21 protein-coding genes are annotated in these 21,747 nt (G+C 72.3%); 12 read left to right on the forward strand and 9 right to left on the reverse strand.

All coding sequences use genetic code 11. The annotated features are described in order from the left end of the window. Positions 1-32: 32 nt before the first annotated feature. Complete coding sequence (locus CRP52_RS19430) at positions 33-788, reverse strand: SDR family oxidoreductase (protein WP_097237557.1); 756 nt, start codon at positions 786-788, stop codon at positions 33-35. 129 nt (positions 789-917) lie between these two features. Between CRP52_RS19430 and CRP52_RS19435 the strand changes: the two genes are divergently transcribed. From CRP52_RS19435 to CRP52_RS19470, 8 genes are all read left to right on the forward strand, one after another. Further along, positions 918-2,498, forward strand: a complete 1,581-nt coding sequence (locus tag CRP52_RS19435; protein ID WP_097237558.1) for an acyl-CoA mutase large subunit family protein — start codon at positions 918-920, stop codon at positions 2,496-2,498. A gap of 267 nt (positions 2,499-2,765) precedes the next feature. Further along, positions 2,766-4,019 carry an amidohydrolase gene (locus CRP52_RS19440; protein WP_097237559.1) on the forward strand — a complete coding sequence of 418 codons (1,254 nt, stop codon included), beginning with the start codon at positions 2,766-2,768 and terminating at the stop codon, positions 4,017-4,019. Positions 4,020-4,274: 255 nt separating this feature from the next. Then, the gene (locus tag CRP52_RS19445; RefSeq protein ID WP_097237560.1) at positions 4,275-5,336 is read left to right on the forward strand and encodes a BMP family lipoprotein; all 1,062 of its coding nucleotides are present in this window, start codon (positions 4,275-4,277) and stop codon (positions 5,334-5,336) included. 293 nt (positions 5,337-5,629) lie between these two features. After that, complete coding sequence (locus tag CRP52_RS19450; protein WP_373560503.1) at positions 5,630-7,207, forward strand: ABC transporter ATP-binding protein; 1,578 nt, start codon at positions 5,630-5,632, stop codon at positions 7,205-7,207. Between the two features lie 4 nt (positions 7,208-7,211). Further along, positions 7,212-8,375 carry an ABC transporter permease gene (locus CRP52_RS19455; RefSeq protein ID WP_097237561.1) on the forward strand — a complete coding sequence of 388 codons (1,164 nt, stop codon included), beginning with the start codon at positions 7,212-7,214 and terminating at the stop codon, positions 8,373-8,375. Continuing rightward, the gene (locus tag CRP52_RS19460; protein ID WP_097237562.1) at positions 8,372-9,637 is read left to right on the forward strand and encodes an ABC transporter permease; all 1,266 of its coding nucleotides are present in this window, start codon (positions 8,372-8,374) and stop codon (positions 9,635-9,637) included. The genes CRP52_RS19455 and CRP52_RS19460 overlap by 4 nt, the downstream gene beginning before the upstream one ends. Beyond that, entirely contained in the window at positions 9,634-10,035 is a 402-nt protein-coding gene (locus CRP52_RS19465) for a cytidine deaminase (RefSeq protein ID WP_097237563.1), read from the forward strand. The genes CRP52_RS19460 and CRP52_RS19465 overlap by 4 nt, the downstream gene beginning before the upstream one ends. 105 nt (positions 10,036-10,140) lie before the next feature. Next, positions 10,141-11,418, forward strand: a complete 1,278-nt coding sequence (locus CRP52_RS19470) for a thymidine phosphorylase (RefSeq protein ID WP_097237564.1) — start codon at positions 10,141-10,143, stop codon at positions 11,416-11,418. A 30-nt stretch (positions 11,419-11,448) separates the two neighbouring features. On the opposite strand, the gene CRP52_RS19475 is transcribed toward CRP52_RS19470, so the two are convergent. Both CRP52_RS19475 and CRP52_RS19480 read right to left on the reverse strand, forming a co-directional pair. Beyond that, positions 11,449-11,892, reverse strand: a complete 444-nt coding sequence (locus CRP52_RS19475; protein ID WP_097237565.1) for a Uma2 family endonuclease — start codon at positions 11,890-11,892, stop codon at positions 11,449-11,451. Positions 11,893-11,918: 26 nt separating this feature from the next. Then, a complete protein-coding gene (locus CRP52_RS19480; protein WP_097237566.1) occupies positions 11,919-13,205 on the reverse strand; it encodes an MFS transporter in 1,287 nt (428 codons plus the stop codon). Positions 13,206-13,315: 110 nt separating this feature from the next. Here CRP52_RS19480 and CRP52_RS19485 point away from each other — a divergent pair, with 110 nt between their 5' ends. From CRP52_RS19485 to CRP52_RS19495, 3 genes are all read left to right on the forward strand, one after another. Continuing rightward, on the forward strand, positions 13,316-14,266 hold the full coding sequence (locus CRP52_RS19485) for a LysR family transcriptional regulator (RefSeq protein ID WP_373560565.1): 951 nt from the start codon (positions 13,316-13,318) through the stop codon (positions 14,264-14,266). Between the two features lie 148 nt (positions 14,267-14,414). Continuing rightward, on the forward strand, positions 14,415-15,572 hold the full coding sequence (locus tag CRP52_RS19490) for an adenosine deaminase (RefSeq protein ID WP_097237568.1): 1,158 nt from the start codon (positions 14,415-14,417) through the stop codon (positions 15,570-15,572). 224 nt (positions 15,573-15,796) lie between these two features. After that, complete coding sequence (locus CRP52_RS19495; protein ID WP_097237569.1) at positions 15,797-16,183, forward strand: ATP-binding protein; 387 nt, start codon at positions 15,797-15,799, stop codon at positions 16,181-16,183. 81 nt (positions 16,184-16,264) lie between these two features. Here CRP52_RS19495 and CRP52_RS19500 read toward each other — a convergent pair whose 3' ends face one another. Next, the gene (locus CRP52_RS19500; protein ID WP_030241583.1) at positions 16,265-16,450 is read right to left on the reverse strand and encodes a PspC domain-containing protein; all 186 of its coding nucleotides are present in this window, start codon (positions 16,448-16,450) and stop codon (positions 16,265-16,267) included. A 319-nt stretch (positions 16,451-16,769) separates the two neighbouring features. Then, positions 16,770-17,267, reverse strand: coding sequence for a hypothetical protein (locus CRP52_RS19505; RefSeq protein ID WP_097237570.1), 498 nt, complete (start codon positions 17,265-17,267; stop codon positions 16,770-16,772). A gap of 148 nt (positions 17,268-17,415) precedes the next feature. Here CRP52_RS19505 and CRP52_RS19510 point away from each other — a divergent pair, with 148 nt between their 5' ends. Beyond that, the gene (locus tag CRP52_RS19510; protein ID WP_097237571.1) at positions 17,416-18,087 is read left to right on the forward strand and encodes a PhzF family phenazine biosynthesis protein; all 672 of its coding nucleotides are present in this window, start codon (positions 17,416-17,418) and stop codon (positions 18,085-18,087) included. A gap of 74 nt (positions 18,088-18,161) precedes the next feature. Here the strand turns inward: CRP52_RS19510 and CRP52_RS19515 are convergent, their stop codons facing one another. The 4 genes from CRP52_RS19515 to CRP52_RS19530 form a co-directional block, all read right to left on the reverse strand. Continuing rightward, positions 18,162-18,743, reverse strand: coding sequence for a VanZ family protein (locus CRP52_RS19515; protein WP_179852853.1), 582 nt, complete (start codon positions 18,741-18,743; stop codon positions 18,162-18,164). Positions 18,744-18,849: 106 nt separating this feature from the next. Further along, a complete protein-coding gene (locus CRP52_RS19520) occupies positions 18,850-19,176 on the reverse strand; it encodes a hypothetical protein (protein ID WP_097237573.1) in 327 nt (108 codons plus the stop codon). Then, positions 19,173-20,717, reverse strand: coding sequence for a sensor histidine kinase (locus CRP52_RS19525; protein ID WP_097237574.1), 1,545 nt, complete (start codon positions 20,715-20,717; stop codon positions 19,173-19,175). The genes CRP52_RS19520 and CRP52_RS19525 overlap by 4 nt, the downstream gene beginning before the upstream one ends. Before the next feature lie 105 nt (positions 20,718-20,822). Then, positions 20,823-21,500, reverse strand: a complete 678-nt coding sequence (locus tag CRP52_RS19530) for a response regulator transcription factor (protein WP_063349065.1) — start codon at positions 21,498-21,500, stop codon at positions 20,823-20,825. Positions 21,501-21,747: the final 247 nt, after the last annotated feature.

A 21,747-nucleotide genomic window follows, 5' to 3' on the forward strand; every position in this document is an offset into this window, starting at 1 on the left:
ATCTTGACCCCCGGGTCGCCCGCCGGGCCGGGTCAGCCGCGGTGGACCTTGTGGTTGGCCGCCTGCGCCCGGGGCCGGACCACCAGCAGGTCGATGTTCACGTGCGAGGGCCGGGTGACCGCCCAGGCCACCGTGTCCGCGATGTCCTCCGAGGTCAGCGGCTCGGCCACGCCCGCGTACACCGCGGCGGCCTTCTCCTCGTCGCCGCGGAAGCGGGTGATCGCGAAGCCCTCGGACTTCACCATGCCGGGCGCGATCTCGATCACCCGGATCGGCTCCCCGCACAGCTCCAGCCGCAGCGTGGCCGCGATGGTGTGCGCGGCGTGCTTGGCTGCCACGTAGCCGCCGCCGCCCTCGTACGCGGCCAGCGCGGCCGTGGAGGAGAGCACCAGCACCGTGCCGTCCCCGGTGGCCCGCAGGGCCGGCAGCAGCGCCTGCGTCACGTGCAGCACGCCGAGCACGTTCACCTCGTACATCGCGCGCCAGTCGGCCGGGTCGCCGTGCTCGACCGTCTCGGCGCCGACCGCGCCGCCCGCGTTGTTCACCAGGACGTCCACCCGGCCGACCGCGGCCGCGAAGGCGTCCACGGCGGCCCGGTCGGTGACGTCCAGGGTGACGGCGCGCGCCGCACCGCCCCGGCCCTCGATCTCCTTTGCCAGCGCCTCGATCCGGTCGGTGCGGCGGGCGGTCAGCACCACCTCGAAGCCCTCGTCGGCCAGCCGGCGGGCGGTCGCCGCGCCGATCCCGCTGCTGGCACCGGTGACCACGGCCACCTTCTGCTCGGTCATTGCCACTCCCTGGGGGCTCATCCGGTCGTTCACCCGATCATCTCAACCGCGTCTGCGTCCCCGTCGCCCGGCCGGGCCCTAGATTGCGAGGCACCGAACCCGCGCCCCCGCCGATCCCGTGGAGGGACCATGCCGCGTCCTGCCGAATCAGGCTTCCCGATCGAGCCGCTGTACGGCCCCGAGGCGCTGGCCGGCTGGGACCCGGCGACCCGGCTGGGCCGGCCCGGCGAGTACCCGTACACCCGGGGCGTCTACCCGACGATGTACACCGGCCGGCCGTGGACGATGCGCCAGTACGCGGGCTTCGGCACCGCCGCCGAGTCCAACGCCCGCTACCGCCGGCTGATCGCCGGCGGCGGCACCGGCCTCTCGGTCGCCTTCGACCTGCCCACCCAGATGGGCTACGACTCGGACGCCCCGCTCGCGGCCGGCGAGGTCGGCAAGGTCGGCGTGGCCGTGGACAGCGTCGAGGACATGGCGGTGCTCCTCGACGGCATCCCGCTCGGCGAGGTGTCCACCTCGATGACCATCAACGCGCCCGCCGCCCTGCTCCTGCTGCTCTACCGACTGGTCGGAGAGGCCCAGGGGGTGGCGCCCGCCGCGCTCACCGGCACGGTCCAGAACGACGTGCTGAAGGAGTACATCGCCCGCGGCACCTACATCTTCCCGCCGCAGCCCTCGCTGCGGCTGGTCGCGGACGTGTTCCGGTACTGCCGGGACGAGATCCCGCGCTGGAACACCATCTCCATCTCCGGCTACCACATGGCCGAGGCCGGGGCCGACCCTGTGCAGGAGATCGCCTTCACCCTGGCCAACGGCATCGCCTACGTCCGGACCGCGATCGCCGCCGGAATGGCCGTGGACGAGTTCGCGCCCCGGCTCTCCTTCTTCTTCGTGGCCCGCACGACCCTGCTGGAGGAGGTGGCCAAGTTCCGTGCCGCGCGCCGGATCTGGGCCAGGATCATGCGCGAGGAGTTCGGCGCGAAGGATCCGCGCTCGCAGATGCTGCGCTTCCACACCCAGACCGCCGGAGTGCAGCTCACCGCCCAGCAGCCCGAGGTGAACCTGGCCCGGGTCACCGTGCAGGCGCTCGCCGCGGTGCTCGGCGGCACCCAGTCGCTGCACACGAACAGCTACGACGAGGCGATCGCGCTGCCCACCGAGAAGGCCGCCCGGCTCGCCCTGCGCACCCAGCAGGTGCTCGCCCACGAGACCGACGTGACCGCCACCGTCGACCCGTTCGCCGGTTCCTACGCGATCGAGTCGCTCACCGACGAGGTGGAGGCCGCCGCGCTGGCCCTGATGGACCGGATCGAGGACCGGGGCGGCGCGGTGGCCGCGATCGAACAGGGATTCCAGAAGGGGGAGATCGAGCGCACCGCCTACCGCCTCCAGCAGGAGACCGACTCCGGCGAGCGGACGGTGGTCGGCGTCAACCGCTTCCGTCTGGACGCGGAGGAGCCGTACCAGCCGCTGCGGGTCGACCCGGCGATCGAGCGGCAGCAGGCCGAACGCCTGGCCCGGCTGCGGGCCGGGCGCTCGGCCGGAGCCGTCACCCGGGCGCTGGACGCGCTGCGCCGCACCGCCGAGGGGCCGGAGAACGTGCTGTACCCGATGAAGGAGGCGCTGGCCGCTCGGGCGACCGTCGGAGAGGTGTGCGACGCGCTGCGCGGGGTGTGGGGCACGTACGCTCCGGTGGAGCGCTTCTGAGCGACTTCCGGGCGACTGCTGACCGGCTTCCGAGCGGGTGCCGACCGGCTGTCGACCGGCTGTTGAACGGCCGTCAACGCCGGTTCTTCGTCAAGGAAATGGCGGCCGTGACCACCGGCCGGGGTGATCGTTGCACAGGGCAAGCAACCCGGGGAAGGCGGCCGAAACGAGATGTCATACCCACCTGTCCGGCCGGTATGCGCCCATCCGGAGACTAATTTTCCGGAAGTCGGGCCAAATCCTCCCAACGGGCCTACCCTTGGGGAGATGAACCGTCCTGAGCCCGCTCAGCCGGGCGCCACTCTCGCCGCCGCACGTCCCGCCGCCGAACTGCGCGACCGGGTGAGGGCGCTGGAGCCCGAGCTGATCGCCTTCCGCCGTGATCTGCACCGGCACCCGGAGCTGGGCCGCCAGGAATTCCGCACCACCGGGCTGCTGCGCGACCGGCTGGTGGCGGCGGGCCTCGAACCCCGGGTGCTGCCCGGCGGCACCGGCCTGCTGGTCGACATCGTCCCGCCCGGCACCGGCCCCGGCGAGGAGTTCCTGGCCTTCCGCGCCGACATCGACGCGCTGCCGATCGACGACGCCAAGACCGACGTGCCGTACCGCTCCACCGTCCCCGGCCGGGCCCACGCCTGCGGCCACGACGTGCACACCTCGGTGGTGCTCGGCGCCGGCCTGGTGCTGGCCGAGGCCGCCCGCACCGGTGAGCTGCGCCGCCCGGTCCGGCTGGTCTTCCAGCCGGCCGAGGAGGTCATGCCGGGCGGGGCGCTGGACGTGATCAAGGCCGGCGGGATGGACGGCGTCGGCCGGATCTTCGCGGTGCACTGCGACCCGAAGGTGGAGGTCGGCCGGATCGCCCTGCGCACCGGTGCGATCACCTCCGCCTGCGACCGCCTGGTGCTGCACCTGGACGGCCCCGGCGGGCACACCGCCCGCCCGCACCTCACCACCGACCTGGTGACCGCGGTGGCCCGGATGGCCGCCGACCTCCCCGGCGCGCTGGCCCGCCGGATGGACCCGCGCTGGGGCGTCAGCCTGGTCTGGGGCCGGATCGCCTCCGGCTCCGCGCCCAACGTCATCCCGCAGCACGCCGAACTGGAGGGCACCGTCCGCTGCCTGGAGCTGGACGGCTGGCGCGAGGCCCCGGACCTGCTGCACGAGCTGATCGCCAAGCTGGCCGAGACCTACCGGGCCAAGTGGACGCTGGACTACCACCGCGGGGTGCCGCCGGTGGTCAACGAGGCGGTCTCGATCGCCCTGCTGGACGAGGTGATGAACGCGCGCTTCGGGCGCGAGGGCGCGGTGGTGGTCGAGGGGACCGAGCAGAGCCTCGGTGGCGAGGACTTCTCCTGGTACCTGGAGCACGCCCCGGGCGCGCTGGCCCGGCTCGGCGTCCGCGCCCCCGGCGACACCACCGTCCGCGACCTGCACCAGGGCCGCTTCGACGTCGACGAGCGGGCGATCGGCATCGGCGCCGAACTGTTCGCGGCACTGGCCCTGGAGGCGGACGGGAGCTGAGGCGCCGCCGCGGGTCGAAACGGCCGACACGTGGGCGGATCGTCGGAATCCGGGGTACCGGTGCGGTTCCGTAAACTGGGCCGCACCAACCCCGGACCACCGTCCGCGCAGGGGAGAAGGGCCTCGGGAGGGCGTCAGACCACGGTTTGATAACAACCCGAATGCTCTGGCACCCCGTAACCCAACCGTGTTCTACGCGCGTTACGGTGGCGTCCAATCACGCCAAACGGTTGCGTGTCAGAAGGAGAAACTCCCTTGCGCCGTTCAATGAAGCTCGCCGCGGTTGTGCTCTCGGGTTCCCTGGGCATGGCCTCGCTCGCCGCTTGCGGCGCAAAGAGCACCGACAACACCTCCGCTTCCGGCTCGGGCGACGGCTCGCTCAAGGTCGGTATGGCCTACGACATCGGCGGCCGTGGCGACCAGTCGTTCAACGACTCCGCTGCCCGTGGTCTCGACAAGGCGAAGGCCGAGCTGGGTGCCTCCGTCACCGAGGCCGAGGCCAAGTCCGGCGAGGCCGAGGCCGACAAGGAGACCCGCCTCAAGAACCTGGTCGACGCCGGCTACAAGACCATCATCGCGGTCGGCTTCGTCTACCAGCCGGCGGTCAACAAGGTCGCCAAGGACAACCCGAACGTCAAGTTCGCGATCATCGACTCGAACGACAAGGACCAGCCGTCCAACGTCACCTCGCTGCTCTTCGCCGAGCAGGAGGGTTCGTACCTGGCCGGTGTCGCCGCCGCGAACAAGTCGAAGGCCCACCACATCGGCTTCATCGGTGGTGTGCAGTCGGAGCTGATCAAGAAGTTCGAGGCCGGTTACAAGGCGGGCGCCAAGTCCGTCGACCCGAACATCGTGATCGAGACCACCTACCTGACCACCCCGCCGGACTTCACCGGCTTCAACTCGCCCGACAAGGGCAAGGAAGCCGCCCAGGGGCAGCTCGACAAGGGCGCGGACATCATCTACTCCGCCGCCGGCTCCTCCGGCAACGGCGCCATCGAGGCCGTCGCCAACAAGTCGGGCGCCCTGGCCATCGGTGTCGACTCCGACCAGGCCAGCCAGCCGGCCCTGGCGAAGTACAAGAACAGCATCCTGACCTCGATGGTCAAGAACGTCGACAACGCGGTCTTCGCGTACATCCAGTCGGTCAAGCAGGGCAACGCCTTCACCGGCATCAAGCTCTTCGACCTCAAGGCCGACGGTGTCTCGCTCGCCACCACCGGTGGCAAGATCGACGACATCCAGGACAAGCTGAAGGCCGCCGGCGACGCCATCAAGAGCGGCGCCACCACCATCCCGACCGCGCCGGCCCAGTAAGGACCGCGCGTCTCGGACGCGACAGCGCCTGCCGCCTGCCCGGCAGCGCGATGATCGACTCAGTTCACGGGAGGGGCCCGGCAGGGTGCGCTCAACGCGTACCCCCGGGCCCCGTTCCGTCCCCCCGTATCCGCCCTTGGCCCTCCGAGCGCAACGACGCGCCTCCAGACCACCAGGAGACCGCCATCACCGCATCCGACCCCGTCCCCCTGCGCAAGGACGGCACCCCCAGCGCGGGGACGGCGACAACGGCCGTCGAACTGCGCGGCATCACCAAGCGCTTCCCCGGTGTCGTGGCCAACCACGACATCAACCTCACCGTCCGCACCGGCACCGTGCACGCCCTGATGGGCGAGAACGGCGCCGGCAAGTCGACGCTGATGAAGATCCTCTACGGCATGCAGAAGCCGGACGAGGGCACCATCGCGATCAACGGCGAGCTGTGCGAGTTCAACACCCCCGGCGACGCCATCGCCCGCGGCATCGGCATGGTGCACCAGCACTTCATGCTCGCCGACAACCTCACGGTGTGGGAGAACGTCGTCCTCGGCGGCGAGCACCTCCACGGCATCGGCGCCAAGGCGAAGGCGAAGATCAAGGAGATCTCCGACCAGTACGGCCTGGGCGTGCGCCCGGACGCCCTGGTCGAGGACCTCGGTGTCGCCGACCGCCAGCGCGTCGAGATCCTCAAGGTGCTGTACCGCGGCGCCAAGATCCTGATCCTGGACGAGCCCACGGCCGTACTGGTCCCGCAGGAGGTCGACGCGCTGTTCGACAACCTGCGCGAGCTCAAGTCCGAGGGCGTCACCGTCATCTTCATCTCGCACAAGCTGCACGAGGTGCTGGCGGTCGCCGACGCGATCAGCGTCATCCGGCGCGGCACCACGGTCGGCGACGCCGACCCGAAGGCCGTCACCGCCCGCCAGCTCGCCGAGATGATGGTCGGCGCCGAGCTGCCCTCCCCGGAGAGCCGCGAGTCGACGGTCACCACGACCGAGATGCTCGACGTCAAGGACCTGCGGATCGCCAAGACCGACGCCGAGGGCATCGAGCGCGTCGTCCTGGACGACATCTCGCTGCGCATCCACAAGGGCGAGATCCTCGGCATCGCGGGCGTCGAGGGCAACGGCCAGGCCGAACTGGTCGAGGCCATCATGGGCATGCTGCCGCTGGACGGCGGCACCGTCACCCTGGACGGCAAGGACCTCTCCGGCACCCTGACCCGGGCCCGCCGCGAGGCCGGCATCGGCTACATCCCCGAGGACCGCCACAAGCACGGCCTGCTGCTGGAGGCCCCGCTCTGGGAGAACCGGATCCTCGGCCACGTCACCGAGGCCCCCAACTCCAAGGGCGTGCTGCTCGACCCGTCCTCCGCCCGGACGGACACCCAGCGGATCGTCGAGGAGTACGACGTCCGCACCCCCGGCATCGAGGTCACCGCGGCCTCGCTCTCCGGCGGCAACCAGCAGAAGCTGATCATCGGCCGCGAGATGAGCCACCAGCCCAAGCTGCTGATCGCCGCGCACCCCACCCGTGGTGTGGACGTCGGCGCACAGGCCCAGATCTGGGAGCACATCCGGCGCGCTCAGCGGGAGGGCCTGGCCGTCCTGCTGATCTCCGCCGACCTGGACGAGCTGATCGGCCTCTCCGACACCATCCGGGTCATCTACCGCGGCCGCCTGGTCGCCGACGCCGACCCGGCCACCGTGACCGCCGAGGACCTGGGCACCGCGATGACCGGTGCCGCCAGCGGCCACATCGAGTCCGAGCCGGAGGCCGTCGAGGAGTTCCACGAGACCCTCGTGGAGGGCACCGAGGCCGAGGGCACCGACCCGTCCGACACCGCCGACGACCCGCAGGCGGGGGAGTAACCACATGACCAGTCCCAACCCCGCCGCCAAGGCCGCCAAGCCCGGCCTGGCCCAGCGGATCAGCGGTGAGCGGATCGTGCTCGCACTGGCGGCGCCGGTGCTCGCGGTCGTGCTCTCCGTCGCGATCTGCTCCGTCCTGCTGGCGACCTCGGGCAAGAACCCGTTCGACGCGTGGAACGTGATGATCACGTACGCCACGAAGTCGGACGGCCAGGTGGCGATCCTCAACCGGTCCACCACCTACTACCTGGCCGCTGCGGCCGCCGCGTTCGGGTTCCGGATGAACCTGTTCAACATCGGCGTCGAGGGCCAGTACAAGGTCGCGGCGCTGTTCGCGGCCTACATCGGCGCCCAGGTCGACCTGCCGGCGTTCATCCAGATCCCGCTGCTGCTGGTCACCGCCATGCTGGTCGGCGGCCTGTACGCGAGCATCGCCGGTCTGCTGAAGGTCTACCGCGGCGTCAGCGAGGTCATCGCGACCATCATGCTGAACGCCATCGCGCTCGCGATCGTCGGTCTGCTGCTCGTCCCCGGCGTCTTCGCGCCGAAGGTCAGCGGCACCAGCAACTCGATCCAGACCGAGCCGATCTCGCAGTCGAGCCACTTCTTCGGCATCGAGACGGCCGGCGGCACCCTCTGGGGCTTCCTCTTCATCGCGATCCTGGTCGGTGTGCTCTTCCAGTTCACCCTGACCCGCACCCGCTTCGGCTTCGACCTGCGCGCCACCGGCCGCTCGGAGTCCGCCGCGACCGCCTCCGGCGTGAACGTCAAGAAGATGGTCGTCATCTCGATGTTCGTCTCCGGTGGGATCGCCGGTCTGATCGGCATGCCCGAGCTGCTGCAGAACTCCTTCTACTACGGCCAGAGCTTCCAGCCCGGCCTGGGCTTCCTGGGCATCTCGATCGCCCTGCTCGGCCGCAACAGCCCGATCGGCATGGTCTTCGCGGCCCTGCTGTTCGCCTTCCTGGACGCCACCGGCGCGCAGCTGCCCCTGCAGGGTGGCTTCCCGTCCGAGATCGTCGCGGTCATGCAGGGCACCATCGTCATCTGCGTCGTCGTCGCGTACGAGCTGGTGCGCCGCTACGGCCTGAAGCGCCAGCAGCAGAAGGTCGGCGCCGAGCTCGCCGCCCAGGCCGCGGCCACTGAGAAGAAGGAGGTGTCCGCGTGAGTACGGCCACTGCTGCCCGTCCGAAGGCGCCGGGCGCGCCCGCGAAGAAGCGCAAGCTGTCCTGGCCGGTGGTCCTGCTCCTGATTGCGGGCGCCCTGGTCCTGTTCTCCGCCGTGGGCATGGCCACCGGCAACCACTCGCTGACCTCCTCCGGTCAGATCACCGCCGCGCTCAGCGCCGCCGTGCCGATCGGCATGGCCGGTCTGGGCGGTCTCTGGTCCGAGCGGGCCGGTGTGGTCAACATCGGCCTCGAAGGCATGATGGTCGCCGGCACCTTCTGCGGTGCCTGGGCCGGCTACCTGGTCAACCCGTGGGTCGGTCTGCTGGCCGGCATGCTCGGCGGTGCGCTCGGCGGTCTGCTGCACGCGATCATCACCGTGACCTTCGGTGTCGACCACATCGTCTCCGGTGTCGGCATCAACCTGCTGATCCCCGGCATCTGCGCGTACGTCAACCGGATCTACTACAAGGACTACATCTCGGCCGGTGCCGGCGCGAACCAGTCCCCGCCGGCGGATCCGCTGCCGTACATCACGATCCCGGGGCTGTCCTCGGGCCTGAAGGACATCGAGAACCACCACTGGTTCTTCGTCTCGGACGTCGCGGGCGTGCTCGGCGGTCTGGTCACCAACATCTCGGTGGTCGTGCTGCTGGCGGCCGCGCTGATCGTGGTCAGCTACTTCGCGCTCTGGCGCACGGTGTTCGGCCTGCGGCTGCGCTCCTGCGGTGAGAACCCGACCGCGGCCGAGTCGCTGGGCGTCAACGTCTACAAGTACAAGTACCTGGCGGTCATCGCCTCCGGCGCCTTCGCGGGCCTCGGTGGTGCGTACCTCTCGCTGGTCGCCGCGCACTTCTACAAGGACGGCCAGACCCTGGGCCGCGGCTTCATCGGCCTCGCCGCGATGATCTTCGGCAACTGGATGCCCGGCGGCCTCGCCATGGGCGCCGGCCTGTTCGGCTTCACCGACAGCCTCCAGCTGCGCGACCCGGAGTCGGTGCACGTGCTGATCCTGATCGTCGGCATCGCGATGATCCTGCTCGCCCTCTGGCAGCTGTACCGGCGCAAGTACACCGCGACGGTGATCTCCTTCGTGATCGCCGGCGGTCTGATCGCCTGGTACTCGCTGACCGACCAGGTGCAGCGTCCGCTGATCGTCGCCACGCCGTACGTGATCACCCTGGTGGTGCTCTCGCTGGCCTCGCAGCGACTGCGGATGCCCAAGGCGGACGGCCAGATCTACCGCAAGGGCCAGGGCAAGTGACCGCCCCCGCGCCCTCCGCGATCGACTGGGAGCGGCTGCGCGAGGCGGCGCGCGAGGCGATGGGCCACGCGTACGCCCCGTACAGCAAGTTCCCGGTCGGCGCGGCCGCACTGGTGGACGACGGGCGGGTGGTCACCGGCTGCAACGTCGAGAACGCCTCGTACGGGCTGGGGCTGTGCGCCGAGTGCGGGCTGGTGTCCGCGCTGCACGCCACCGGCGGGGGGCGGCTGACCGCCTTCACCTGCGTGGACGGCGCCGGCGAGCTGCTGATGCCGTGCGGGCGCTGCCGCCAGCTGCTGTACGAGCACGGCGGGCCCGAGCTGCTGGTCGACCTCGCCTCCGGCGTGAAGCCGATGAGCGAGGTCCTGCCCGATGCATTCGGGCCGGAGCGGCTCTAGCATCGCCGTTTGTTACGCGCGTAGAGTGTCGCGAGTGGGCCGTAACCCGGTCATCTCGCGACACTCTTCGCTTTTCATGCCTTTGAACCCCCTCTTGGAGCACGCATGGACGCCATCTCCGTCATCAGGACCAAGCGCGATCGCGGAGAGCTGAGCGACGCTCAGATCGACTGGGTCATCGACGCCTACACCCGTGGCGAGGTCGCCGACGAGCAGATGTCCGCGCTGGCCATGGCGATCCTGCTGAACGGCATGAAGCCGCGCGAGATCAGCCGCTGGACCGACGCCATGATCCGCTCCGGCGTCCGGATGGACTTCTCCTCGCTGCCGCTGCCCACCAGCGACAAGCACTCCACCGGCGGCGTCGGCGACAAGATCACCCTCCCGCTCGCCCCGCTGGTCGCCGCCTGCGGCGCCGCCGTCCCGCAGCTCTCCGGCCGCGGCCTCGGCCACACCGGCGGCACCCTGGACAAGCTGGAGTCCATCCCCGGCTGGCGCGCCCTGCTTTCCAACGACGAGATGATGGACGTGCTGCGCGACGCCGGCGCGGTCATCTGCGCGGCCGGCGACGGCCTCGCCCCCGCCGACAAGAAGCTGTACGCGCTGCGCGACGTCACCGGCACCGTCGAGGCGATCCCGCTGATCGCCTCCTCGATCATGTCCAAGAAGATCGCCGAGGGCACCGGCGCGCTGGTCCTGGACGTCAAGGTCGGCTCCGGCGCGTTCATGAAGAACCTGGACGACGCCCGCGAACTCGCCCGCACCATGGTCGGCCTGGGCACCACCGCGGGTGTCAACACCGTCGCCCTGCTCACCGACATGTCCACCCCGCTCGGCCTCACCGCGGGCAACGCGCTGGAGGTCCGCGAGTCCGTCGAGGTGCTGGCCGGCGGCGGCCCCGCCGACGTCGTGGAGCTGACCCTGGCGCTCGCCCGCGAGATGCTCGCCGCGGCCGGCGTGCACGGCAAGGACCCGGCCGACGCGCTGCGCGACGGCTCCGCGATGGACCACTGGCGCCGCATGATCGCCGCCCAGGGCGGCGACGTGGACGCCCCGCTCCCGGTCGCCCGCGAGCAGCACGTCATCCCCGCGCCCGCCTCCGGCGTGCTCACCGAGCTCGACGCCTACGCCGTCGGCGTCTGCGCCTGGCGCCTGGGCGCCGGCCGCGCCCGCAAGGAGGACCCGGTCCAGGCCGGCGCCGGCGTCGAGATGCACGCCAAGCCCGGCGACACCGTCGTGGCCGGTCAGCCGCTGCTGACCCTCCACACCGACACTCCCGAGCGCTACGACTACGCCATCGAGGCGCTGGCCGGCGGCATCACCGTCTCCCCGGAGGGCACCGCGTTCACCCCGAACCCGATCGTGCTGGACCGCATCGCCTGATCCGCGTGAGGTCTGCTCACGTACGCCGGATCAGGCGTACGTGAGCAGACCGCCGGTGTCGATCGTCCAGGGGCCCATGGCCGCGTAGTCGCGGACCTTGTTGTGGTAGTCGTTCTCGGGGTTGGAGTTGGAGACGATCTCCACCACGAGCAGGACCTCGTGCGGGAGAACCGCTCGCTGCTCACCCTCCAAGGTCGCCTCGAGGAAGACCATCAGGTTCGGGTTGCGCAGCTGCCCGAGTCCGGCATCCTCCAAGTCCGCGCCGTGGTAAGCGATGTGACCCGGATGAGTGGTCGGCAGCTGGGCGTTGAGCTGTCGGGCGATGCGCAACACGGCGAGTTCGTGGCGCTTCGCCGGCGACATCGTCATGACGATCTGGCCGTCGGCGATCTCGATCTTCCCCATCCCCGGCACCTTCGGCAGCTGATCCGCGATCTCCAGGAGCCGGGCGTACACAGCAGGATCGCTGCTCATGTCCCTGAGTGTGTCGGCGGCGGTTGTCAAGCGTCCGCGATCGCTCGCCGGGTGGTATGGGCCCGGTGGGTGGCGTAGAGCGTCACGCCGGCGGCGAGGGTCATGGCGGTGAGGCCGACGGTGGCGGCGCCGGGCCAGCCGGTGGCGTGGTAGGCGTCGGCGCCGAGGGTGCCGCCCAGGCTGTTGCCGAGGTAGTAGGCGATCAGGTAGAGGGCGGAGGCCTGGGCGCGGCCCTCGGTGGCGGTGCGGCCGACCGCGGAGGAGGCGGTGGCGTGGCCGGCGAAGAAGCCGGCGGTGATCAGGACCAGGCCGAGCAGGGCGCAGGCCAGGGAGTCGGCGAGGGAGAGCAGCAGGCCGGTGGCGGTGACGCCGATGGCGGCGTAGAGGGCGCCGCGGCGGCCGAGGCGGACGGAGAGGCGGCCGGCCGCGGCCGAGGTGCCGGTGCCGACCAGGTAGACCACGAAGATCGAGGCGGCGACCGACTCCGGCAGGTGGAACGGCGCGGCGATCAGCCGGTAGCCGACGGTGTTGTAGACCGCGCCGAACACGGCCATGAACAGCATCCCCAGCGCGTACAGCCGCAGCAGCAGCGGGTTGCGCAGGTGCCCGCCGACGGTGCGGGCGAGGGCGCGGGCGTCCACCGGGGCCGGGGTGAAGTGCCGAGCGGCGGGGATCAGCAGCCGGAACGCGAGCGTGGCGAGCAGGGCGAGGGCGGCGGAGGCGGCGAGGCCCCAGCGCCAGCCGAGGCCGGCGGCGGTCCAGCCGGAGAGCAGTCGCCCGCCCATGCCGCCGATGCTGTTGCCGGCCACGTACAGGCCCATCGCGGAGGCCAGGGCGCTGGGGTGGACCTCCTCGGCGAGGTAGGCCATGGCGGTGGCGGGGAGCCCGGCGAGGGCGGCGCCCTGGAGGACGCGCAGCACGACGAGGGTGGTGAGGTCGGGCGCGAAGGGCAGGGCGAGGGCGAGGACGGAGGCGGCGAGGGTGGAGGCCGTCATCACCGGGGTGCGGCCGTACCGGTCGGACAGGGCGCTGGCGGGGAGCAGGCCGAGGGCGAGTCCGAGGGTGGCGGCGGAGGCCGTCCAGCTGGCTTGGCCAGGGGTGAGGTCGAGGTCGGCCGAGAGGACCGGCAGCAGGCCCTGGGTGGAGTAGAGCAAGACGAAGGTCGCGATCCCGGCGGCGAAGAGGGCGAGGTTGGCGCGGCGGAAGGCGCGCTGGCCGGGGCGGTGGCGGTCGTCCGCGGTGGGGGCGGCGGCGGGGGCGGTGGTCGGGGCATCCGGGGCGGTCACGGATGCCCTGGTATCGGCGGGCTGCATGTCGTCGACGGTAGGCCCGTCCTGGTTGATGCGTCCAATGCATGAAGCGTGGATGATCGATGCACTGGCGTATGAGTCGAGGTGGTGGCGCGTTGACCGGTCCCGAGTCGGTGGACGGTGGGGAACAGCGGTACCGGGCGGCCGAGTTGGGCCCGGACGAGCCGGCCGTGCTGCTGGCGCCCCGGCTGGCGCAGTTCGCCGCGGTGGCCCGGCTGGAGCACGTGACCCAGGCGGCCGCGCTGCTCGGGGTGCCGCAGCCGACGCTGTCGCGCGCGGTGGCCCGGCTGGAGGAGGAGCTGGGGGTGGAGCTGCTGGCCCGTCAGGGTCGGACGGTCCGGCTGACCAGGGCGGGCCGGCTGCTGCTGGCCTCGGTGGAGCGGGCGCTGGCCGAGGTCGAGCGCGGCGCGCAGGCGGCCCGGGCGGAGGCGGACCCGGAGGCGGGGCTGGTGGCCTTCGGCTTCCTGCACACGATGGGCCCGGACACGGTGCCGGCGCTGCTGCGCGGCTTCCGCGCCGAGCGCCCGAGCGTGCGCTTCCAGCTGGTGCAGGACTACGGCGCGGCGATGCTGGAGCGGCTGCGGGCGGGTGAGCTGGACCTCTGCCTGGTCGCGCCGCTGCCGGACGACCCGGCGTTCGCCGCCCGCCCGCTGGACGAGCAGCGGCTGCTGCTGGTCGTCCCCGCGGACCACCGGCTCGCCGGGCGGCGGCGCATCCGGCTGGCGGAGGTGGCGGAGGAGCCGTTCGTCGGCCTGGAGCAGGGCTACGGGCTGCGCGCGATGACGGACGGCTTCTGCGCGCGGGCCGGGTTCGTGCCCCGGCTGGCATTCGAGGGGGAGGAGGCGGAGACGCTGCGCGGGCTGGTGGCGGCCGGGCTGGGGGTGGCGCTGCTGCCGCCGGCGCTGGTGCCGCGGCCGGGGGTGGTGGAGCTGGAGGTGACGGCGCCGCGCACCCGGCGGGCGATCGGGCTGGCCTGGGCGGCGGGGCGGCCGCTGTCCCCGCCGGCGGAGGCGTTCCGGGACTTCGTGCTGTCCCGGCGCGGGCGGCTGCTCCAGCACGACTGAGGCGTCGGCGGTACGACCGTCGCCTTGGCGGCGCGGCCGTCGCTTTGGTGGATCGTATGGACCGGTCGGTGGAATTCCGGGCGTGCTTTGGACCATCCGGTGGTGTTCCCGGTGGTGGGTCTACGCGCGTAGGGGCTATATTTCCGCAATGGAAAAGCAGATCTCCGTCACCGCTGCGGGCACCGGCCCGCGCATCCCCACCGCCGACCAGATCCGCCGCGCGCCCAAGGTCCTCCTGCACGACCACCTGGACGGCGGGCTGCGCCCGGAGACCATGGTCGAGCTGGCCGCCGCCGTCGGCTACCAGGGCCTTCCCACCACCGACCCCAAGGAGCTCGGCGAGTGGTTCCGCGAGGCCGCCGACTCCGGCTCGCTGGTCCGCTACCTGGAGACCTTCGCGCACACCTGCGCCGTGATGCAGACCCGCGAGGCCCTGATCAAGGTCGCCGCCGACTGCGCCGAGGACCTGGCCGCCGACGGCGTCGTGTACGCCGAGGTCCGGTACGCCCCCGAGCAGCACCTGGAGGCCGGCCTGACCCTGGACGAGGTCGTCGAGGCCGTCCAGGAGGGCTTCCGCCTCGGTGAGGCCAACGCCCGCGCGGCCGGCCACCGGATCCGCATCGGCACCCTGATCACCGCGATGCGGCACGCCGCCCGCTCGCAGGAGATCGCGGAGCTGGCCAACCGCCACCGCGACCAGGGCGTCGTCGGCTTCGACATCGCGGGCGCCGAGGCCGGCTACCCCCCCACCCGCCACCAGGCCGCCTTCGACTACCTCAAGGGCGAGAACAACCACTTCACCATCCACGCCGGCGAGGCCTTCGGCCTGCCGTCGATCTGGGAGGCCCTGCAGTGCTGCGGCGCCGACCGGCTCGGCCACGGCGTGCGGATCGTCGACGACATCACGGTGGGCGAGGACGGCGCGGTCGAGCTCGGCCGGCTGGCCGCGTACGTGCGCGACAAGCGCATCCCGCTGGAGATGTGCCCGACCTCCAACATCCAGACCGGCGCCGCCACTTCGTACGCCGAGCACCCGATCGGGCTGCTCAGCCGGCTGAAGTTCCGGGTCACCGTGAACACCGACAACCGGCTGATGAGCGGCACCAGCATGAGCCAGGAGTTCGGGCACGTGGTGGACGCCTTCGGCTACACCCTGGGGGACCTGGAGTGGTTCACGGTGAACGCGATGAAGTCCGCGTTCCTGCCCTTCGACGAGCGGCTGGCGATGATCAACGACGTGATCAAGCCGGGCTACGCCGAGCTGAAGGCGGAGTGGCTGTTCAGCGCGGGCGTCGGCGGCCACTGAGTCGAGGGCTGAGCCCGTCTCCGGCGGTCGGGTGAACGCCCCGCTTCGGCACGGAAGTTGGCGTTCATCCGACTACTCACTCCTGTGAGTGAACGGCCCTTGGTCCCCACGCGACCGGCTCACTACGGTGTGCCAGTCATTGCCGACCAGACACGGTGGCGGTCGCCCGTCCGCCCAGCTCGTACGCGAGGCCGGCCACCGATGAGGACCCAAGGGGACGAACCATGAAGCAGGCTCTCAAGGCCGCCGGCACCGCGGCGATCGGCATCGCCATCGCGGCGGTCGGCGCCGGCACCGCCTCCGCCGCCGCCCCGGCGCCCGGCGGCCTCGGGCTGCCCACCGGCGCGGTGACGAACCCCGCGGTGACCGGGGCGATCGCCGACACCGCCGCCAAGCTGCCCGGCGGCGACAAGGTCGCCGGCACGCTGGGCACCCTCGCCCCGACCGCGGGCCAGGCCGCCGAGGCCCCGGCGGCCGAGGCCCCGGCCGCCGCTCCGCTCGCCGGCGTCACCCAGCAGCGCGCCGCCGTCCCGTCCGTCCCGGGCCTCGACAAGACCCCCATCGGCGGGCTGACCGGCGCCCTCCCGGGTCTGCCGGGCCTGGGCGGCTGATCCGGACCGCCCGCACGGCGACGGGCCGCCCACCCCGGTGTTCCCGGGGTGGGCGGCCCGTCGCCGTTTCGGGTTTCGGCCTCACGGCTCCTGCGGGAGGAGCACCCAGAGGGCGAGGTAGAGCAGGAACTGAGGCCCGGGGAGCAGGCAGGAGAGCAGGAAGATCAGGCGGACGGTCCACGGGGTCAGGCCGAAGCGGTCGGCGATCCCGGCGCAGACGCCGGCGATGACGCGGTTGTGACGGGGGCGGGCGAGGCGAGCGCTCATGGGTTCACTCCTGATCTGCTCCGCACGGTGGCGGTGATCTGCTCCGCACGGTGGCGGCCCGGTCCGGCCGGTCCGGCGGGGTACTTCCATACTGCTCCGGCGCCGCCCCGCGATCCTCAGCCCGACAGGTGATTCCGGGCCCCGCCGGGTCACCGCCAAGGCGGAGCCGGAGGTCGGGGTCCTCCTCAGGGTGACCCTGAGGGCCGCCCCGACCGGCAGGGCGCGCCGGCGGCTCCGAACGGCGGAAGGCCCGCCCGTCCCCGCTCGACGGCGGGTGACGGACGGGCCTTCCGGGGTGCGTGCGACGGGTGCCGCGCGATCAGCCCGCCTGGTGCGGCGGCTGCGACGGGTTCGGCTGCGCGTACGGGTTGTCCGCCACCGGCTGCGGCGGGACGGGCGCGGCCGGCTGCGGGGCGTTCGGGTTGAACGGGGCCTGCGGCGCCTGCGGGGCGTTGGGGTTGTACGGCGCGTTCGGGTTGTACGGCGCCTGCGGCGCGTGGGGGTTGAACGCGGCGGCCTGCGCGGCGGCCTGCTTGGCGTTGCTGCGCTCGGTGATCGCCTTCACCGAGTACACGATCATCGCGACCGGCAGGATGAACACCTTGAAGAAGATGTAGTACGTGCCGCCCTCGAAGACGAACGCGAGGTAGTAGGCGTACCCCAGGAAACCGAGGCCGATGACGACGTTGAGAATCCGCAGGCCGACCTTCAGTCCGCCGGCGACGGCCCCGAGGACCACCATGAGGACGCCGCTGAGCGCCAGCAGGACGACGTACCAGGAGAACAGCGGTTCGGCGCTGAAGTCGAGATTGTTCAAGGGGGGTTTCCTGTGGGAGGGAAGAGAGAAAACGGCGGAACCGTTCGGGGACGAGAGCGCACAGTACTGGAGGCGGCCGACATTCGTCGCCGCCTTTACGTCACGGTGTCGTTGCGCTCTGCCGGACCGGCAATTGACGAGGTGGGAAATGACTGGGTATGAGGTGCTGCGGGTCTTTTGCGGGCCCGAGGGGGAGCACGGGAACGAGCTCGGGGTGGTGCGCGACGGCGCCGCCGTGCCGGAGCACGCGGACCGGCAGCGGATCGCACGCGAACTCGGTTTCAGCGAGACGGTCTTCGTCGACGATCCGGAGCGCGGGGCGATCGACATCTACACCCCGTCGGTGCGCCTGCCCTTCGCCGGCCACCCGTGCGTGGGCGCCGCCTGGCTGCTCGGGGTGGACCGGCTGGTCACGGCCGCCGGTGCGGTGGGCGTGCGGCGCGCGGACGGGCTGACCCTGATCGAGGCCCGGCCGGAGTGGGCTCCCGGGCGGACGCTGCGCCAGTACGGTTCGGCTGCCGAGGTGGAGGCACTGGAGGTGCCGCCGCCGGGGGAGTGGATCTACGCCTGGGCCTGGCAGGACGAGGCGGCCGGCACCGTCCGGGCGCGGGCCTTCCCCGGGCGCGGTGACGGGATCGACGAGGACGAGGCGACCGGTGCGGCCGCCCTGCTGCTGACCGCGGAGCTGGGCCGGACGCTGACCGTCACCCAGGGCCGGGGCTCGCAGCTGATGACCGGACCGCGCCCGGGCGGGCTGATCGAGGTCGGCGGCCGGGTACTGCCGGCGCCGGCCCGGCCGACGGGCGGCGCCGCGTCCTAAGGCCTGTCCGGCGAACCCTAGGCGCGCGGGCGGCCGACGGGCGGCGCCGCGTCCTGAGGCCTGTCCGGCGAACCCTAGGCGCGCGGGCGGCCGGCGGGCGCGACGGCCGCCACCGGGGCCACGGCGGCCACCGACGGGGCGGCCGGCGCGGACAGCCGGGGCGCCCGCGGCCGCCGCTCCCGCAGCAGGTGCCGCAGCCCGGGGGCCAGCGCGAGGTGGGTGGCGGCCACGCCGATCACGGCGAACAGGATGTGGTCCACGTCGAGGACGTGCCCGGGCGTCCAGGAGGAGAGGAACTCCAGCGCCGTCGCCAGCAGCGCGGAGGCTCCGGTGGTGCGCAGGAAGGAGGGCAGCCACGGGGCCCGGAGGCGGCCGCCGGCCAGCGGCAGGAGGATGCCGAGCGGGGCCAGCAGCAGGAGCTCGCCGGCCACCTGCCAGACGCTGGAGGAGCGGAGCGAGGCCAGCGGCGTCAGGTTGGTGTCGTAGACCCAGGCCACCGGCAGCGGTCTCAGCACGAGCCAGAGCACCAGCGTCAGGTGGCAGGCCAGGCCTGCCAGTCCGGCCTTCCGGAGGGGACGGTGGACGTCCGCCGCCGGGCTGCTCTCGGTCCCCGCGCCGGAACGCTCGTCGCGTGTCCTGGTGCCATCTCGCTGCACGGGAGGGAGGACGTGACCCGGTGGCACGGCGGTTCCACCGTGAGCGTGAACATTCCCGAACGCGCCCCCGGCGCCCGCCCCGCGCCCGGGACGGCCACCCGCCCGGCTACTTGCAGGGCGCAGCCGTCGGCACCGCGCCGAAAACGTTGTCCGGCGGCGGGCTGCCCGGTGCCACCACGGTGGGCGACGGGCTCGGACTCGGGCTCGCGGACGCCTTGGCCGCGCCGCGGGCCTGGGTCATGGACGGCGCCGGGCCGGGCGGGGTGGCCAGCGCGGCCGGGACGTGCGGGGTGGTCGGGCAGGCGGTCCGGCTGGCCGGGGCGCCGGCGTCGACCGGTACGGCGGTCGGCCGGATCCCGCAGCCGGAGGCCAGCGCGAGCAGGAACAGCACGCCGGCGGCGCGGCGCAGGGTGGTGGTGGCGGGGGCGGTCACGTGGCGTCCTTGTCCTCGGCGGCGTCGCGCGCGGGGCCGTCCTCGGCCCCGCCCGCGGACGGCGGAGGCGGCGGGGTCAGCGGCAGCGTCAGGGTGAACACCGCGCCGACCTCCCCGTTCGCCGCCGTGATCGTCCCCCCGTGTATCTGGGCGTTGGCCATCGCGATCGACAGGCCCAGACCGCTGCCCTCCGAGCGGGCCCGCCCGCGGTCCGCCTTGTAGAAGCGGTCGAAGACGTGCGGCAGCACGTCCTCCGGGATGCCCGGGCCGCTGTCGGAGACCTCGACCACGACCGAGTCCTCGGCCTGCCGGACCCGCACCCGCACCGGCGAGCCGCCGTGCTTGAGCGCGTTGCCGATCAGGTTGGCGAAGACCACGTCGAGCCGGCGCGGGTCGACCACGGCCAGGATGCCGCGCGGGGCGTCCAGTTCGACCGCGTCGTACCAGGCCCGCCCGTCGATGCAGGACATGATCAGGTCGGCGATGTCCACCTCGTCGGCGACCAGCTTGGCGGTGCCGGCGTCGAAGCGGGTCACCTCCATCAGGTTCTCCACCAGGTCGGACAGCCGCCGGGTCTCGCTGACCACCAGCCGTACGGCCGGTTCGATCATCGGGTCCAGCGACTCGGCCTCGTCCTCCAGGATGTCGGTGACGGCGGTCATCGCGGTCAGCGGGGTGCGCAGCTCGTGCGACATGTCGGCGACGAACCGGCGGCTCTGCGCCTCGCGCGCGCTCAGCTCCTCGACCTGCTCGTGCAGCTGCTCCGCGGTCCGGTTGAACGTCCTCGCCAGGTCGGCGAGTTCGTCCGAGCCGTCGACCTCCAGCCGGGTGTCCAGGTGCCCTTCGCCGAGCCGCCGGGCGGCGTCGCCGAGCCGCCTGACCGGCCGCAGCACGGTGGCCGAGGCGGCCTGGGCGAGCAGGGCCGAGCCGATCAGCGCGAACAGCGTGGCGGTGGCCAGCGACCAGCCCAGCGTGTTGAGGTCGGCCCGCTCGTTCTCCAGCGACTTGAACATGTACGCCGTCGGGCCGTTCGGCACCACCTTGGTGCCGCCGATCAGGAACGGCCGGCCCTCCAGGTTCTGCCGCTGCCAGTACAGGTGGTACGGGTACGGGTTGCTCTCGCTGACCTCGCGCGGCTTGGCGACGGTGGTCTGCAGCGCGGTCGGTACGTCGGCCAGCGTGAAGTGCGCGGGGTCGGAGGAGGGCGCGCACTCCGGGTGCGCCGGATCGACCACCACCACGTCGTAACTCAGGCCGGAGCTGGCCACGCTGGAGGCCAGCGCGGCGAGCTCCGGGCAGCTCGCGTTCAGCGGCAGCTCGGAGACGTTGCGGCTGAGCGAGACCCGGAAGTCGTTCAGCGCGGTGTTCTGGGCGCGCTTGAGCACCGCGTCGCGGTTCAGCCAGTACGCGATGCCGGAGGCCGAGACCGCGGCGAGCAGCGCCACCGCCGCGAACACCGCGATCAGCCGCACCCGCAGGGAGCGCAGCCGTCGCCACCAGCCCGCCGGGAAGCGCCGGGCAGTCGTCTGATGGTCAGTCACAGGAGCCTGTCGTGGTACGGGAGTTCGCGGGCCGGGGGGCGGGGTTCGGAGGTCTGGGGCCGGAGGCCTGAGGACGAGAAGGGCGGTCGGGCGGCCCGGGAGGCCTCAGGCCGGCGGGTCCAGCCGGTAGCCCACCCCGCGGACGGTGCGGATCAGCGTCGGCGCGGACGGCACGTCCTCGACCTTGGCGCGCAGCCGCTGCACGCAGGCGTCCACCAGCCGGGAGTCGCCGAGGTAGTCGTGTTCCCAGACCAGCCGCAGCAGCTGCTGGCGGGAGAGTGCCTGGCCGGGGCGGCGGCTGAGTTCCAGCAGCAGCCGCAGCTCGGTCGGGGTGAGCTGGAGGTCCTGCCCGTCCTTGGTGACGGTCATCGCCGCCCGGTCGATCACCACGGTGCCGTACGCCGAGGAGTCCGAGCTCTCCCGCTCGCCGCGCCGCAGCACCGCCCGGATCCGGGCGTCCAGCACGCGCGGCTGCACGGGTTTGACGACGTAGTCGTCCGCGCCGGACTCCAGGCCCACCACCACGTCGATGTCGTCGGAACGCGCGGTCAGCAGGATGATCGGCAGCTGGTCGGTGCGGCGGATCCGACGGCACACTTCGAAGCCGTCGATCCCGGGCAGCATGACGTCCAGCACGATCAGGTCGGGCCGCTGCTCCTTGAAGAGCCTCAGGCCGTCCTCGCCGGAGGCGGCGGTGGCCACGCGGTGGCCCTGGCGGGTGAGGGCGAGTTCGAGGCCGGTCCGGATGGCGTCGTCGTCCTCGATCAGTAGGAGGAAAGGCACGGCCCCATTTTGGCCCACCGGAAGCGTCGAATCACCCCCGGGACCGTTCACCGACCGTCCGGGAACCGGAAGGACCGCCACCGGCGTCCGGTACGGAGGGAGGCGGACCGGGACGAAAGGCCCACGCCTGTGACACCCCTGTGACAGTCGGCGGACAGCGCCATCACAACCGGCGGGCAGGATTTTCCATGTCGCCGCAGGACAGCGGGCCGCAAGGCCGGCTGGAGGGCGGCTACCGGAACCGCTC

It is taken from the genome of Streptomyces sp. 1331.2 (genome assembly GCF_900199205.1).
GTDB lineage: Bacteria > Actinomycetota > Actinomycetes > Streptomycetales > Streptomycetaceae > Kitasatospora.

What these genes read in the sequence shown, in the direction of transcription:
- CRP52_RS19430 (WP_097237557.1), bottom strand. Translation starts at nt 788, where the DNA reads ATGACCGAGCAGAAGGTGGCCGTGGTCACCGGTGCCAGCAGCGGGATC.
- CRP52_RS19435 (WP_097237558.1), top strand. Translation starts at nt 918, where the DNA reads ATGCCGCGTCCTGCCGAATCAGGCTTCCCGATCGAGCCGCTGTACGGC.
- CRP52_RS19440 (WP_097237559.1), top strand. Translation starts at nt 2,766, where the DNA reads ATGAACCGTCCTGAGCCCGCTCAGCCGGGCGCCACTCTCGCCGCCGCA.
- CRP52_RS19455 (WP_097237561.1), top strand. Translation starts at nt 7,212, where the DNA reads ATGACCAGTCCCAACCCCGCCGCCAAGGCCGCCAAGCCCGGCCTGGCC.
- CRP52_RS19470 (WP_097237564.1), top strand. Translation starts at nt 10,141, where the DNA reads ATGGACGCCATCTCCGTCATCAGGACCAAGCGCGATCGCGGAGAGCTG.
- CRP52_RS19475 (WP_097237565.1), bottom strand. Translation starts at nt 11,892, where the DNA reads ATGAGCAGCGATCCTGCTGTGTACGCCCGGCTCCTGGAGATCGCGGAT.
- CRP52_RS19480 (WP_097237566.1), bottom strand. Translation starts at nt 13,205, where the DNA reads ATGCAGCCCGCCGATACCAGGGCATCCGTGACCGCCCCGGATGCCCCG.
- CRP52_RS19490 (WP_097237568.1), top strand. Translation starts at nt 14,415, where the DNA reads ATGGAAAAGCAGATCTCCGTCACCGCTGCGGGCACCGGCCCGCGCATC.
- CRP52_RS19495 (WP_097237569.1), top strand. Translation starts at nt 15,797, where the DNA reads ATGAAGCAGGCTCTCAAGGCCGCCGGCACCGCGGCGATCGGCATCGCC.
- CRP52_RS19500 (WP_030241583.1), bottom strand. Translation starts at nt 16,450, where the DNA reads ATGAGCGCTCGCCTCGCCCGCCCCCGTCACAACCGCGTCATCGCCGGC.
- CRP52_RS19510 (WP_097237571.1), top strand. Translation starts at nt 17,416, where the DNA reads ATGACTGGGTATGAGGTGCTGCGGGTCTTTTGCGGGCCCGAGGGGGAG.